This is a genomic window from Streptomyces sp. MspMP-M5 (assembly GCF_000373585.1).
GTDB lineage: Bacteria > Actinomycetota > Actinomycetes > Streptomycetales > Streptomycetaceae > Streptomyces.
The window spans coordinates 211647-226235 of sequence record NZ_KB891918.1 but is presented as its reverse complement, the minus strand read 5'-3'; the positions used below and the strand labels follow the sequence as shown (position 1 = coordinate 226235).

14 protein-coding genes are annotated in these 14589 nt (G+C 72.3%); 6 read left to right on the top strand and 8 right to left on the bottom strand.

Going from position 1 to position 14589, the window contains the following annotated elements; genetic code table 11:
- Positions 1-25: 25 nt before the first annotated feature.
- The 5 genes from B073_RS46760 to ilvA form a co-directional block, all read right to left on the bottom strand.
- Positions 26-214: a hypothetical protein gene (locus tag B073_RS46760; RefSeq protein ID WP_158690249.1), complete on the bottom strand. Its 189-nt coding sequence runs from the start codon at positions 212-214 to the stop codon at positions 26-28.
- 467 nt (positions 215-681) lie between these two features.
- Entirely contained in the window at positions 682-837 is a 156-nt protein-coding gene (locus B073_RS0130085; protein ID WP_158690248.1) for a hypothetical protein, read from the bottom strand.
- A gap of 331 nt (positions 838-1168) precedes the next feature.
- Positions 1169-1972 carry an ABC transporter permease gene (locus B073_RS0130080; protein ID WP_018541797.1) on the bottom strand — a complete coding sequence of 268 codons (804 nt, stop codon included), beginning with the start codon at positions 1970-1972 and terminating at the stop codon, positions 1169-1171.
- A 127-nt stretch (positions 1973-2099) separates the two neighbouring features.
- Complete coding sequence (locus B073_RS0130075) at positions 2100-3110, bottom strand: daunorubicin resistance protein DrrA family ABC transporter ATP-binding protein (RefSeq protein WP_018541796.1); 1011 nt, start codon at positions 3108-3110, stop codon at positions 2100-2102.
- Between the two features lie 263 nt (positions 3111-3373).
- Positions 3374-4648 carry a threonine ammonia-lyase gene (ilvA, locus tag B073_RS0130070; protein ID WP_018541795.1) on the bottom strand — a complete coding sequence of 425 codons (1275 nt, stop codon included), beginning with the start codon at positions 4646-4648 and terminating at the stop codon, positions 3374-3376.
- 186 nt (positions 4649-4834) lie between these two features.
- Between ilvA and B073_RS0130065 the strand changes: the two genes are divergently transcribed.
- The 3 genes from B073_RS0130065 (at position 4835) to B073_RS0130055 (ending at position 6481) form a co-directional block, all read left to right on the top strand.
- The gene (locus B073_RS0130065; protein ID WP_018541794.1) at positions 4835-5338 is read left to right on the top strand and encodes a MarR family winged helix-turn-helix transcriptional regulator; all 504 of its coding nucleotides are present in this window, start codon (positions 4835-4837) and stop codon (positions 5336-5338) included.
- Between the two features lie 229 nt (positions 5339-5567).
- On the top strand, positions 5568-6032 hold the full coding sequence (locus B073_RS0130060; protein WP_018541793.1) for a sigma factor-like helix-turn-helix DNA-binding protein: 465 nt from the start codon (positions 5568-5570) through the stop codon (positions 6030-6032).
- Positions 6033-6181: 149 nt separating this feature from the next.
- Complete coding sequence (locus B073_RS0130055) at positions 6182-6481, top strand: hypothetical protein (protein ID WP_018541792.1); 300 nt, start codon at positions 6182-6184, stop codon at positions 6479-6481.
- A gap of 157 nt (positions 6482-6638) precedes the next feature.
- Here B073_RS0130055 and B073_RS0130050 read toward each other — a convergent pair whose 3' ends face one another.
- Positions 6639-7799 (bottom strand): cystathionine gamma-synthase, encoded by a 1161-nt coding sequence (locus B073_RS0130050; RefSeq protein ID WP_018541791.1) that lies wholly within the window; start codon positions 7797-7799, stop codon positions 6639-6641.
- Positions 7800-7989: 190 nt separating this feature from the next.
- Between B073_RS0130050 and B073_RS0130045 the strand changes: the two genes are divergently transcribed.
- The 3 genes from B073_RS0130045 to mgt all read left to right on the top strand — a co-directional run bounded on the left by B073_RS0130045 (position 7990) and on the right by mgt (position 11262).
- The gene (locus B073_RS0130045) at positions 7990-9123 is read left to right on the top strand and encodes a hypothetical protein (protein WP_018541790.1); all 1134 of its coding nucleotides are present in this window, start codon (positions 7990-7992) and stop codon (positions 9121-9123) included.
- A gap of 181 nt (positions 9124-9304) precedes the next feature.
- The gene (gene msrA / locus B073_RS0130040; protein WP_018541789.1) at positions 9305-9970 is read left to right on the top strand and encodes a peptide-methionine (S)-S-oxide reductase MsrA; all 666 of its coding nucleotides are present in this window, start codon (positions 9305-9307) and stop codon (positions 9968-9970) included.
- Between the two features lie 80 nt (positions 9971-10050).
- The gene (gene mgt, locus B073_RS0130035; protein ID WP_018541788.1) at positions 10051-11262 is read left to right on the top strand and encodes a macrolide-inactivating glycosyltransferase; all 1212 of its coding nucleotides are present in this window, start codon (positions 10051-10053) and stop codon (positions 11260-11262) included.
- Between the two features lie 117 nt (positions 11263-11379).
- On the opposite strand, the gene B073_RS0130030 is transcribed toward mgt, so the two are convergent.
- Both B073_RS0130030 and B073_RS0130025 read right to left on the bottom strand, forming a co-directional pair.
- Complete coding sequence (locus B073_RS0130030) at positions 11380-12837, bottom strand: DUF2786 domain-containing protein (protein ID WP_018541787.1); 1458 nt, start codon at positions 12835-12837, stop codon at positions 11380-11382.
- A gap of 151 nt (positions 12838-12988) precedes the next feature.
- Positions 12989-14281, bottom strand: coding sequence for a L,D-transpeptidase (locus B073_RS0130025; protein ID WP_018541786.1), 1293 nt, complete (start codon positions 14279-14281; stop codon positions 12989-12991).
- Between the last annotated feature and the right edge of the window lie 308 nt (positions 14282-14589).

The following is a 14589-nucleotide window of genomic DNA, read 5'->3' as shown; positions in this document are numbered from 1 at the left end:
GCCGGCCGTTCACCCCTCATCCGGCTCAGTCTTCATCACCCTGGCTCGTCTCGTCGTCATCGTCGTCGTCATCCGCGGAGGCGATGACCTGCTTGGAATGGGTCGAGGGAGTCTTGTGCGGAAGGGCGGCGGCCGCGCCTGCGCCATGGAGTACGGCTGTCGTGACCAGGACTGCGGCAGCAACTGCAGTACGAATGCGCATGGAAATCTCCAAGGGTCGAAGCGGAACTACGTGCTGGGAACGTCCCCTGGTGGCTGCCCTTCGATCCGTTCACGTACGGCAGCTAACCCAATCAGGCCCTGTTGCTTCACCTAACTGTCCGGTCTGAGCACCTGGGGCCGGGCTGCACATCGAATCCTGACGACACCGAGGAGAGGTTCCTGCATGGAGACCGCCTTCACCGCCTCCGGGGCCGGCCGAGGTTCCCGCCGACAGCGCATCGAGCCCGGCCGACGCGACGAACGGCCCGGACGAGCCGGCGCAGCCGGAGGAGCAGGGCGACGGCCAGGAGCTGGACGCCGACGCTCTCCGCGGCCCCGGAGGAGTTCCAGGCCGTGGCCGACCGGGCCGCGGAGCTGGAGACGGAGCTGCACCGGGAGCGCCTGTCCCCAGCGATCCGGGAGAGCTGGCCGCGAGCATTCCGCGCGCCCGCCGGTGGACGGCTTATGGGGCCCTCGTCGTCACCTGCTGGCTTCGAGGGCCGCGTCCGCCGCGCTGTGCGTGAGGCTTGACGGAGCGACGACGCCCCACACATGGCCGACGAGGGCGAAAGCGTGATCGGCGAGGGGGCCGGTCGATGCTTGGGCCGGGGTGACGAGGACCCCGAAGAGTGCCACGGTCCCGACGATGACAGAGGCGATGCGGCGCATTAACTGCTCCTCGCTGTACGGCGGTTGGCTGATCTGGCGACAACTTTCCCCGGCTATGTGCCGATAGGCCCAAGGTCCTCTCTGTGGGTGGCGCTGAAACGATCTATCGCCTTCTTGATCGATGCTTGCGGCTCCGACGCTGGTACCACCCGCCCCAAACTCCCCCGGGACACCACCTCATGTTCTTGGGGCCTTCAAGCAACACCAGAACCAAGGGTTCACGTCCAAGGCCCTTGGACGGATGGGTCGCAGCTGGGACGAGGACCGCTGTCCGGTCGGACAGCGGTCCTCGTCGTCATCAGGCGGTGGCCGACCGGTACTTGCGCACCGCGAGGGTGCGGAAGCCCGCAATGATCAGGACGGACCAGATCACCGAGGCCAGCACGGGATGCTGCATTGGCCAGGCGTCCGGCACCGGATAGTGCGGTGGCAGGTTCCCGAACAGGTCGCGGCAGGCCATGACCGTGGCACTGAACGGGTTCCAATCCGCGATGGCCCGAAGAATCGGGGGCATGTTCCCCGACGGGACGAAGGCGTTGGAGATGAACGTCAGCGGGAAGAGCCAGACCAGCCCGCCGGAGGTGGCGGCCTCGGGCGTACGGACCGACAGGCCGATCAGCGCGCCGATCCAGGAGAAGGCGTAGCCGAGCAGGAGCAGCAGCCCGAAGCCGCCCAGCACCCCGGCGATGTTCGCGTGGGTGCGCCATCCGACCAAGAGGGCGACCACCGCCAGCACCACCAGCGTCAGCGCGGTCTGCACCAGGTCGGCGAGGGTCCGCCCGGTGAGCACCGCACCACGGGACATCGGCAGCGACCGGAACCGGTCGACCAGACCCTTGTGCATATCGTCCGCGATGCCCGCACCCGCCCCCGCGGTGGCGAACGTGACGGTCTGCGCGAAGATCCCCGCCATCAGGAACTCTCGGTATCCGGCGGGGCTGATGCCCGCACCGGGGATGTTGATGGAGCCGCCGAACACGTAGCTGAACAGCACCACGAACATGATCGGCTGGATGAGCCCAAAAACGAGCACCTCAGGAATCCGGGCCATGCGAGTGACGTTCCGGCGGGCGATGACCAGGGAGTCGCTGATGCCGCTCACTTCGCCAGCTCCTTCCGGGTTCCCAGCCCACTCATGCCCAGGTCTCGGCTGCTCGGCGTGCGGCCGCCGCGCCGCCGCGGGCTCTCGGGGGCGGCCTCACCCGCCGCATGACCTACCGCGCCCGCGCTCATCGCACGCCCTCCTTCGTGGTCACCGTGCCGGCCTCGTCGCCGTCGCCCTCGCCGTTCGCCGCCTCCGTTTCGGCGGCGTGACCGGTCAGCGCGATGAAGACGTCGTCGAGGGTCGGGCGGCGCAGCCCGATGTCGTCGATCTCCACGGCGCGGGTGTCCAGTTCGCGGATGACCTCGGCGAGCAGCCTGGCGCCGCCGGCCACCGGGAACGTGAGCTTCCGGGTGTGCGGCTCGACCGCGCCCTCGCCCTTGGCGACCGCGCGCAACACCTCCTCCGCCACGGCCAGTTGCCCGGGCGCGTGCACCACCACCTCGATCCGCTCACCGCCGGTGCGGGCCTTGAGCTGGTCGGAGGTGCCGCGCGCGATGACCTTGCCGTGGTCGACGACGCAGATGTCGTGCGCGAGCCGGTCGGCCTCCTCCAGATACTGGGTGGTGAGCAGCAGGGTGGTACCGCCGGCGACCAGCTCCTGGATGACGTCCCAGAGCGCCTGGCGGTTGCGGGGGTCCAGGCCGGTCGTCGGCTCGTCCATGAACATCACGGGCGGGCTGACGACCAGCGCGGCGGCCAGGTCGAGCCGGCGGCGCATCCCGCCGGAGTAGGTCTTGGCGGTGCGGTCGGCGGCGTCGGCGAGGTTGAACCGCTCCAGGAGCTCGTCGGCCCGGCGCTTGGCCGCGCGCCCGCTCATCTGGTAGAGCCGCCCGACCATCACCAGGTTCTCCCGGCCCGTCAAGTACTCGTCGACGGCGGCGAATTGACCGGAGAGGCCGATGGAGCGACGCACCGCGTCGGGGTGCGCGAGGACGTCGATGCCGGCGACCCGCGCGGTGCCCCGGTCGGGCCGGAGCAGGGTCGTCAGGACCCGGACGGCGGTGGTCTTGCCGGCACCGTTCGGGCCGAGCAGTCCGAGGACGGTGCCTTCGGGAACGTCGAGGTCGACGCCGTCCAGCGCCTTCACCTCGCCGAACGTCTTCACCAGACCTTCGGCGTAAATGGCGCCTGGCATATGGGTACCCCCATGGAGTGGGTTCGGTTCCAGGTCGGTTCGATCGGGTCGGTTCGATCAGTTCCGATGGTTCGGTTGGTTCAGGTGGTTCGATCGGTTCGATCGGTTCGTTCGGGGCGATCGGTTCGGTCGGTGCAGCCGTTGCGGCGGATATGGCAGACATGCCGAATCGTACGTTTTCGAGGCTTGCTCGGCCTGGCATTCGGGAGTCCCGCGCTTCGGCACCGCCTGTGGGGTCGTGAGGGGCCGCGGACCCCGCCCCCTCAGACCGCGACCACGTCGTAACCGGCCTCGCGCAGCGCCTCGGTCACCTCGGCGCAGTGCTCGGGCCCCTTGGTCTCCAGGTGCAGTTCGACCTCGACCTCGGTGAGGCCGAGCCGGGGGTCGATGCGGACGTGTCCGACGTCGAGGACGTTGGCGTCCGCCACGGTGAGCACGCCGAGGAGGTTGGCCAGCGCCCCCGGGCGGTCGGTGAGGCGGACCCGGAACGAGAGATAGCGGCCGGCGGCGACCATGCCGTGGCGGAGGATCCGCTGCATCAGGAGCGGATCGACGTTGCCGCCGGAGAGCACCGCGACGACCGGGCCCTCGAAGGAGCGCGGCGCGGACAGCAGCGCCGCGACCGGGCTCGCGCCGGCCGGCTCCACCACCAACTTGGCCCGCTCCAGGCACAGCAGCAGGGCGCTGGACAACTCGTCCTCGGTGACCGTGCGCACCTCGTCCACCAGCTCCCGCACGATGCCGAACGGCACATCGCCGGGCCGCCCCACCTTGATCCCGTCCGCCATCGTCGCCATCGGGTCGATCGCCACCGGGCGCCCCACCGCCAGCGACGGCGGATAGCAGGCGGCGGCCGCGGCCTGCACCCCGACCACCCGCACGTCCGGCCGCAGCGCCCGGACCGCGAGGGCGATGCCCGCGGCCAGCCCGCCGCCGCCGACCCCGACGACGACGGTGCGCACCTCCGGGCACTGTTCGAGGATCTCCAGGCCGACCGTGCCCTGACCAGCGATGATGTCGCGGTGGTCGAAGGGGTGGATGAAGACCGCGCCGGTCTTGCGCGCGTACTCCTGGGCGGCGGCCAGCGTCTCGTCCACGACCTGGCCGTGCAGCCGGACCTCGGCGCCGTACTCGCGGGTCGCGGCGACCTTCGGCAGCGGGGCGCCGACCGGCATGAAGACCGTCGAGGCCACACCCAGCAGGGACGCCGCGAGGGCCACCCCCTGCGCGTGGTTGCCGGCGCTCGCCGCCACCACGCCGGCGGCCCGCTGCTCCGCCGAGAGCCCGGCGATCCGCACATACGCGCCGCGGATCTTGAACGAGCCGGTGCGCTGGAGGTTCTCGCACTTCAGGTGGACGGGAGCGCCCACCAGCCGCGACAGATAACGGCTGCCCTCCAGCACCGTGGTCCGTGACACCCCGGAGAGCAGCTTCTGCGCCTCGCGCACGTCGTCGACCGTGATCCCGGCGAGCGCCGCCGGTGCGGCGCTCGCGGAACCCGGAGGCTGGGACGGCGTATGCGGCGTGTGGTCGGCCATGCGGCCAGTCTCGCAGTTCGGCCACCGGCGGGCCTTTTCCGGCCGGATGGCGGACACCGGGGGCCGGAAGGGCCCCCGCGGCCGTACGGAAGCGGCCGTACGCGGCAGCGCCCGTACGGGCCGGGCCGGCGCCGCGTAACCTGTCTTCCCCATCCCTGCCCCCTCCATTTGAAGCGAGCCCCGGCCATGCCCACCTCTCCGGACATGACGACCCACACCGACACTGCGCTTCTCGACGCGCTGCAGCACCAAGTCGCCGTCTTCGCCCGCCGCGCCGAGCAGAGCCGGCTCGGCGGCGTCGGGCAGGCGCGCAACTCCATGGACCGCGCCGCCTATCTGCTCCTCAACCGCCTGGACCAGGAAGGCCCGATGGGCGTCAAGGCCCTGGCCTGCGGAATGGGGATCGACTCCTCGACCGTCACCCGGCAGGTCGCGCCGCTGGTCGACGCCGGGCTGGTCAGCCGCACCACCCACCCCGAGGACGGCCGCGCCGTGGTCCTCGAACTCTCCGAGCGCGGCCACGCCCGGCTGGAGGAGGTACGGGCCTCGCGGCGCGCGCTGATGGCGATGGTGACGGAGAAGTGGACCGAGGAGGAGCGCGACGCGTTCACCACGCTCCTGACGCGCTTCAACACCTCCCTCGCCGAGATCACCGCCCTGTCGCCGGCCGGGCCTCCCACGGTGTCCTGACGGGAGGACGGACGTCCGATGTCGTCCTGACGCGGCGTTCCGGGGGCGCGCGTCGTGCCGGGCCGGGCGCGCGCGTCACACCTCCTGGCACACCTCTTGACCCCGGCCCCGGACTGCCGTGCGATGGGGGGCCTAGGGCGCTTCTGACGGGCGCGGGGGCACCGGGCGCGGGGGCGCGCCGCCGTCATGGAGTCGGGGACGCCGGACGTCCGTCATCCGGGAGGGTGCGGTGGGAGAGCGACGGGGGGCGCGGGAGCGGCGCCGGGCCCGGGAGTTCGAGGCGTTCACCGCGGGCGCGGCGGGCCGGCTGCTGCACGCCGCGGCCCTGCTCACCGGCGAACCCGCGGACCGGCCGGCCCCGGTGGCCGAGGAACTGCTGCTCGTCGCGCTGGCGCGGACGTACGCCGGCTGGGACCGGCTGTGCGGCGAGGACCCCTATGAACTGGCCCGGCGGGAGCTGGCCTCGTCGTTCGCGCACACCGCGTGGCGGCACCGCCGGCCGCGGGGCGGGCTGCTCGCCCGACTGACCCCGCGCGAACGCCTGGTGCTCGTACTCCGGCTCCACGAGGACGTGGCCGAGGAGCAGACCGCGGCCCAACTCGGGCTGCCCGCCGAGCGGGTGCGCACCCTCTGCCGGCACGCCGTCGCCGAACTGCGCAGCCACGGACCACAACCGGCCGCGGCGCTGCCATGAACGCGCCTGAGGGGGACGCGACTTGGAGGGAGGCGGCATCGAGGGCCTCGGCGTGGACGGATGCCACTGGGAGGGGCGCTGCTGGGAGCGGGCAGCGCGGGGTCCGGCCGGGCGGCGCCGGTAGGGGCACGGTCCGGCCGGGCGGCGCCGTGGCCGGGTGGAGCACTCCGCCGCAGGAGAGCGGGCGGCCGGAGTGGCGGGCGCCGGACCGCAAGGAGATCGAGGCCCGGCGGATGCTGCGGGCCGGGCCGTATCCGTCCGTCCCGCCGGACCTGGCCGCGCGGGCCGCCGCCCGGGGCCGCCGGCTGCTGGTCCGGCGCCGCCTGCTGCACCGCGGCGGATCGCTGCTCGCTCTGCTGGCGCTGCTGACTCTCCTCACCTGGGCGGGAGTCGAGCAACCCTGGCGCCCACCACCGGCCCGCACCACCCCGCCCGTAGAGGGGTATTGACGGGCGTTCGTGGGGGCGGGGTGGGGCGGCCGGACGGCCCGGCGCAAGCAGCGGACGGGCCGACGAGCGCCGGACGGCCCGGTGGGCCAACCGGCCGGCAGACAGACCGGCCGGCCGCCCAACCGCCCGCCCCGAGCCACCCCCACCCGCAGCCGACTCAGCCCAGCGCCTGCGTGAGGTCGGCCAGCAGGTCGTCGGCGGACTCGATGCCGACCGAGAGGCGCACCAGGTCGGCCGGGACCTCCAGCGCCGAACCGGCCGTCGAGGCGTGCGTCATCCGCCCCGGGTGCTCGATCAGCGACTCCACGCCGCCCAGCGACTCCCCGAGGATGAACAGCTTGGCGCGGTTGCAGACCTCCACCGCCGCCTCCTCGCCGCCCGCCACCTGGAACGACACCATGCCGCCGAAGGACCGCATCTGCTTGGCGGCGATCTCGTGGCCGGGGTGCTCGGGCAGCCCCGGGTAGTAGACCCGGGTGACCTTCTCGTGGGAGGTCAGCAGCTCGGCGACGCGCGCCGCGTTGGCGCTGTGCCGGTCCATCCGGACGGCCAGCGTCTTGATGCCGCGCATCACCAGCCAGGCGTCGAACGGCCCCGCGATCGCGCCCATCGCGTTCTGGTGGTAGGCCAGCTCGTCGCCGAGGGTGTCGTCGTTGACGACCAGCGCGCCGCCGACCACGTCCGAGTGGCCGCCCATGTACTTGGTGGTGGAGTAGACCACCACGTCCGCGCCGAGGGCCAGCGGCTGCTGGAGGTAGGGGCTGGCGAAGGTGTTGTCGACCACCAGGCGGGCCCCGGCGTCCCGGGCGACCCCGGCGAGCGCCGCGATGTCGCTGATGCCGAGCAGCGGGTTGCTGGGCGTCTCCACCCAGATCGCCTTCGTACGGGGCCGCAGCGCGTCCCGGACGGCCTGCGGGTCGGAGGTGTCGGCCACCGACCACTCCACGCCCCACCGCTCGACGACCTTCGCGAACAGGCGGAAGGTGCCGCCGTAGGCGTCGTTCGGGATCACGACGTGGTCGCCCGGCGCGAGCAGGGTGCGCAGCAGGCAGTCCTCGGCGGCGAGGCCGGAGGCGAAGGCCAGGCCGCGGCGGCCGCCGTCGAGGGCGGCGAGGTTCTCCTCCAGGGCGGTGCGGGTCGGGTTGGCGCTGCGGCTGTACTCGTAGCCGCCGCGGAGCCCGCCCACGCCGTCCTGCTTGTACGTGGAAACCTGGTAGATGGGCGGTACCACCGCGCCGGTCGCCTGGTCGGGCTCCTGACCTGCGTGGATGGCAAGGGTTTCGAAGTGCTGGTGGCGCTTGTCGCGCTGATCGCTCATGTCTGCCGAGGGTAGTCGGCCACACGGTCGAACTTTCCGGAACTTATCGCTTCACTCGATAGTGGATACATACGAGAGAACGGGAGACCGCCCGGCGGCCGGCACCGGGCCCGTACACCGGGCCACCGCCGCCCCGCCACCCGGCGGCCTCCCACCCCGCCGCCCCGCCCCTCCTACCGGGACACACCACATGGACGCTCTACTGCTGCTCTTCGCCGCGATCGCGATCGGCGGTCTGGTCTTCCTGCCCTGGATGCGGCGCCGGAGGGCCGTCCAGCACGCCGAACGGGGCCTCACGGTGGCCGCCGACCCGATGGCCGGCTACGGCTTCGTGCCCCTGGAGCAGCTCGACGCGCGGCTGCCCGGCCCCGACGAGGAGCTGGCCGGGGCGCTCGCCGAGATGCGCCGTACGCACGACTGGCGACCGGCCGCCGAGCTGCTCCGGGCCACCGGGGACGACTGGGAGCTGCGCTGGCAGCGGGTGCAGACGCTGGCCGGCGCGGCCGCGTTCGAGCTCGCCGAGACGCCCCCGGACCCCGCCGCCCCCGGCGGTGTCCGCACCGGCGGCATCTGGCTGCGCACCTGGCGCGCAGAGGCCCCCAAGGACCCCGGCGGCGCGCAGACGCACGCCCAGTTCCTGGTCGTCCAGGCGCTGCGGGACCCCGGCTCGCAGGACTTCCGCATGATCCTGGAGGAGGCCCGTACGGTCTGCCGGGAGGCGGCGCTGCTGGCCCCCGGCAGCCCGATCCCGTACATCACGGAGCTGGCCGTAGCCCGCGGCCTGGGCGAGCGCCGCGCCGACTACGAAGAGCTGTGGTCCAAGGTCCGCCAGCGGGCACCGCACCACATGGGCGCGCATCTGGCGGCGCTCCCGTACTGGTCGGAGAAGTGGCACGGCTCCCGTAAGGACGCCGAGGACTTCGCCGCCCGCGCGGCCGCCGAGGCCCCGGCGAAGAGCCTGCTGCCGGCCCTGCCGCTCTTCGCGGTCTACGAGCACCTGCCCGAGGCCAACATGGTCCGCAGCCTCTTCCAGAGCGCGGTCGTCGAGCGCGCCATCGAGGGCGCCCACTTCGCCCTCCGGGAGGCCCCCGCCGACCACCCCATGGCGCCGCACGTCCGCCATCTGCTCGTCTGGTTCCTGGTCCGCGCGGAGCGCTACGCCGAGGCGATGGAACAGCTCCGCCTCGTCGACGGCCACGTGGGCGCCGTCCCCTGGTCCTACGGCCGCAGCCCCGCCGCCGAATACGCCGCCTACCGCGCCGTGGCGATCGCCGGCTGGGAACAGCTCGGCGGCACCTCGACGGGCTTCCGCCCCCAGAACTGACCCCCACCACGCGGGCCCCACGTCACACGGGCCCACGTCACACGGCACCCCACCGGCCGGAATGCCGACCGCCCCCCGAACGTTCCCCCAACAACCGCACCCGCCCCCGCACCCGCACCTCGCCCCCTCTCCTCGTCCTCCCCTCCTCACCTTCCCTCCTCGCCTTCCCTGGAGCGCCCAGATGCTGTTCTCCCGCTTCAAGAACCACCTGCCCACCCCCGAGGAAGCGCTGAAGGGACGCCCGGAGCCGGACTTCACCGTCCCCGACCGGCACACCGTCCTCGGCAACCCGCTGCTCGGCCCGTACCCGGAGGGCCTGGAGATCGCCGACTTCGGGCTGGGCTGCTTCTGGGGGGCCGAGCGGAAGTTCTGGCAGACCGAGGGCGTCTGGACCACCCTCGTCGGCTACCAGGGCGGCCAGACCCCCAACCCCACCTACGACGAGGTGTGCAGCGGCCACACCGGCCACACCGAGGCCGTCCGCGTCGTCTTCGACCCCTCGGTCGTCCCGTACACCGCACTTCTGAAGCTCTTCTGGGAGTCCCACGACCCCACCCAGGGCTTCCGCCAGGGCAACGACGTCGGCACCCAGTACCGCTCGGCGGTCTACACCCACTCCCCCGCCCAGCAACAGGCCGCCGAAGCCTCCCGCGACGCCTACCGCACCGTCCTCCACTCCTCCGGCTACGGCGACATCACCACCGAAATCCTCCCCGCCGCCCCCCGCCCCTTCTACCCGGCCGAGCCATACCACCAGCAGTACCTCGACAAAAACCCGGCGGGCTACTGCGGCCTGGGCGGGACCGGGGTCTCCTGCCCCGTCGGCGTGGCCAAGGCCGACGGCTGACGTCACGGCGTGGGCTTCGGGGCTTGCGCGGGCCTGAAAAGAGATTGAACGAGACGTCTCGTCTCTCTTAGGGTGAGGGCATGACGAACGACGAGCGCGGCAAGCGCGCCCATATCGCCATGTTCTCCATCGCCGCCTACGGGCATGTGAACCCGAGCCTCGAAGTGATCCGGGAGCTTGTCGCGCGAGGGCACCGCGTCACGTATGCGATTCCGCCCCGCTTGGCGGAGGAGGTCGCCGAGACCGGGGCCGAGCCGGTGCTGTACCGCACGATCCTGCCGTCGCCCGACAGCGACCCCTCGGCCTGGGGGACGACGCTCCTCGACAACATGGAGCCGTTCCTGGACGACGCGATCCAGGCACTGCCGCAGCTCGTCGAGGCGTATCGAGGGGACGAGCCGGACCTCGTGCTGCATGACATCACCTCGTACCCGGCGCGCGTCCTCGCTCACCGCTGGGGCGTGCCCGCGATCTCCCTCTCGCCGAACCTCGTCGCGTGGGAGGGGTACGAGGAGGAGGTCGCCGCGTCGATGTGGGCGGAAGCCAAGGCGACCGAGCGCGGCAGGGCGTACGACGAGAAGTTCACCAACTGGCTTGCGGAGAACGGGATCACGCAGCACCCCGACCCGTTCGTCGGGCGCCCCGGCCGGTCGATCGTGCTCATCCCCAAGGCGCTCCAGCCGCACGCCGACCGGGTCGACGAGAACGTCCACTCCTTCGTCGGCGCCTGCCAGGGCGACCGCACGGCACAGGGCGGCTGGGAGCGGCCCGCGGGCGCCGAGCGCGTACTGCTCGTCTCGCTCGGCTCGTCCTTCACCAAGCAACCCGGTTTCTACCGCGAGTGCATCAAGGCGTTCGGCGACCTGCCGGGCTGGCACGTCGTGCTCCAGGTAGGCAAGCACGTCACCGCCGACGAGCTGGGGGAGATACCCGGGAACGTCGAAGTGCACCACTGGGTACCGCAGTTGGAGATCCTGAAGAAGGCCGACGCCTTCATCACGCACGCCGGCGCAGGAGGCAGCCAGGAGGGCCTGGCCACCGCCACGCCCATGGTGGCCGTCCCGCAGGCCGTCGACCAGTTCGGCAACGCGGACATGCTCCAGGGACTCGGCGTGGCCCGCCACCTCCCGATGGACCAGGCGGACGCCGCCACCCTCCGCGAGGCGGTGCTCGCGCTCGTCACCGACCCGGAGGTGGGACGCCGCCTGGCGGCCATCCAGCGGGAGATGGCCACCGAGGGCGGCACCCGGAGAGCGGCCGACCTCATCGAGGCCGAGTTGCCCGCCGGGTAAGGGCGCGGGTGCCCCGCGGGCCGAGACCCCGTCGCGCTTCGTCGTCGCGCCGGCGAAGTCCCCTGCAACACGTCTCAGAGAGATCCGCATGCCTGGCTGCACGCCGCTGGTGGAACGTCAGTTCCGCCGCCCGTGGTTGCCCGATTGCCTGGCTGCCTGGTTGCCCGGCCGGGACAGGTGGGCGCGGTCGGCGGCGGCGGTGCCCTGGTCCCAGCCGGCGGCGTCGCGGATGCCGCGGAGGCGGACCGGGGCGGTGTCGGGAAAGAGCGTGCCGGTGGTCTCCTCGACGGCGAGTTCGCGGGCGGCGAGGACCGGGAGCAGCCGGTCGGGGGCAGTGGATTCGGCGGAGGCCGCGGCCGTGGCGGCGGCGGTGGCCGCGGTGAGACGGGTGCGGATGCGGTCCGCGTAGGCCACGAGGAAGGTCCGGCGGAAGTCGCGGGTGCGGAGGGAACGGCCGCGGGCGGCGGGGGCGCCACCCTGCTCCTTGAGGGCTCGGGGGCGCTCGTCGCCCGCGCGGTTCATCGCGGTGGTGGCCTGGAGGAGCAGCGAGGTGTATAGGAGTTCGGTCGCCTCCAGGTCGGGCGGGAAGCCGACGACGGTGGAGAAGGCGACGTCGGCGGCCCAGACGGCCTGGCAGCGGTTGGCGGCCGCGACGGCGTCCAGGAGCAGGGCCTTGGCCTCTTCGTAGGGGCCCTCGACGCCGATGCGGATCGCCGAGGGGCCGTCGGCGGGGCGGTTGCGCCCGGGGCCGTGGGCCTGGGTGTGGGAGTGCGCGAGGAGGGCCTCGTCGATGCTGTGACGGGCCATCAGCTCCTGGGCCTTGGCGGACAGCGCCTCGGCCTCCTCGGCGAAGGTGGTCGCCTCCGCCTTGGCGAGCAGACCGCGAATCCGGCCGAGTATCCGGGATGCCGTGGGGGTGCCGCCGGGGCCTGCTCCGCGTGCCGCGCCGGACGCCGCGGACGGGGACGGGGACGGGGGCGGCGGCAGGGGCGTGATCCGGGGCAGCCGGGCGAGCAGCCGCAGCAGGGTCAGGACGTCGTACGCGGTCTCGAAGGCGGAGGTGCGGCGGCGGGCGGCCAGGGCGTCCAGGTAGCCGGGGTCGGAGTCCCACCAGACCCGGGCGTCGAGGCGGTCCAGCTGGGCGCGCCAGCGGGGGTCCCGGGACGGCTCCGGCGCGCGCGGCCGACGGGCCTGCTCGGCGGCGATGGCGTCGACGACCAGGGCCGCCGGCGCGGCGTCCGGTGCGTCCCGCCGGACGATGCGCTCCAGGTCGGCGGGTTGCCAGCCGCCCGTCCAGCACCGCCGGACGGCCTCCGCGGCGGCGCCGACCACGGCCGCGCTCATCGCCTCCCGGCCGGGTGCCGCGGCGGCCAGCATCGAGGCGCCGGCCTCGATGGCGTCCTCCGCTGCCGGGCCGTCCGCCGCGTAGCGGACGGTGCCGAGGATCGTGCCGAGCAGTTCGGTGGCCTCGGCGGCGCGGCGGGCGTCGGGGCGGGCGCCGGCGCCCGTTCCGCCGTCGCGTCCGCGGCCCTTCCCGCTGCGCTTCCGGCCGTCGTTCCTCGCGTGCTCACTCACCCGGCCACTGTACGAAGACGGCGAACGCGAACACGAAGGGGACGGGCGCACGCGAAGGGGGCGGACGCACACGCTCACGACGGGCGGCACACCGCAGCGCTGCAGTGTGCCGCCCGTCGTGAGCGTGCCGGTGGGGCCTCGGCCCGTGGGATCAGACCGCGCTGCCCGCGACCCACTGGGACCAGGACATGTTCCATCCGTTGAGGCCGTTGTCCGGCTGGATGGCCTTGTCCGGGGAGTTGATCACCTTGACGACGTCGCCGAGCTGCGAGTGGGCGAAGAACCACGCGCCGTCGGTGGACGGGTCGTTGCCGCCCTTGACGTCCTTCAGGCCGATGCAGCCGTGGCTGGTGTTGACCTTGCCGAAGATGCCCTTGCCCCAGTAGTTGCCGTGGATGAAGGTGCCGGAGTTCGACAGCCGCATCGCGTGCGGGACGTCCGGGATGTCGTACTCGCCCTTGCCGTCGGTCTTGGTGAAGCCGACGGTGGAGCCGTTCATCCGGGTCTGCTTGAACATCTCGGAGATGACCATCGCGCCGTTGTAGGTCGGGTGCTCGGCGCTGCCCGAGGAGATCGGGATGGTCTTGATCGTCCTGCCGTCGCGGACCACCGTCATCAGGTGCGTCTTGGCGTCGACGGTGCTGACCTGGGAGTGGCCGACGGTGAAGTGGACGGTCTTGTTCTGGATGCCCTGCACGCCCGGCGACGCCTCGACGCCGCCGAGGGCGAGCTTCATCGTGACCTGGGAGTTCGGCTTCCAGTAGTCCTTGGGGCGGAAGTCCAGCCGCTTGTTGCCGAACCAGTGGCCGACGACCTGCTGGTTGCTGCTGGAGGCGACCGTGATCGCCGACTGGACGGCCTGGCGGTTCTTGACCGGCTTGTCGAAGTTGATCGACACCGGCATGCCGACGCCGACCGTCGAACCGTCCTCGGGCGTGAAGTTCCCGATGAAGCTGTTGGTCGGGGCGACGGTGGTGAAGGTCGAGTTCTCCACCGCCACGCGGCCCTGGGCGTCCACGGCGTGTGCGGTGACCTTGTAGGTGGTCGCGCGGGACAGCGCCTGGCCGGGCTTCCAGGAGGAGCCGTCGGCGGAGAGCGTGCCCTTGACGGTCTGCGGGTGGTTCTTCTCGTCCTGGTGCGCGACGACCTTCGTCATAGTGACGTCGGTGAGCTTGCCGCCACTGGCGGTCACCTTGGCGTCGTTGAGGCCGGTGTCCGTCGAGCCGTCGGGCGGGGTGATGGTGATCTTCGCCTGCGAGGCGTCCTGGGCGGCCGCCTCGTCCACCTGCTGGGAGTTCTCGTGCTGGGCGCCGTCCGGACGTCCGCCCTGACCACCCTCACCGTGGCCGGAGGCACTGCTGGCGCCGCACGCGGCGACCGTCAGCACGCCCCCGAGCAGCGCGGCGCTGGCTATGAGGCCCTTGCGGCGCTTGCGGTCCGTCATCACACGCTTCTCCATTGCTACCGATTTCGCGAAAATTCCCCGAGCGAACGGCCGACGGAACCCGGCATATCTGGACGCAGGCATTCCGGCCGACTCTCATTGGTAACGCCTTATCCGTTTCACGCACCCCATTCCTGGCAGAAATGTGGGGAAGGACACGTAATCACGGGCAAAACGGCCATCAGGGGTTTATGACATAGCGCACGCATAGTGCTGCGGAGTGCCGCATGACGGTGCGCGGGCGGGGTGAAGGCGGGGCGCGGGCGGGCGAAGACGGTGCGCGGGGCGCGCGGGAATGCCGTGTGACG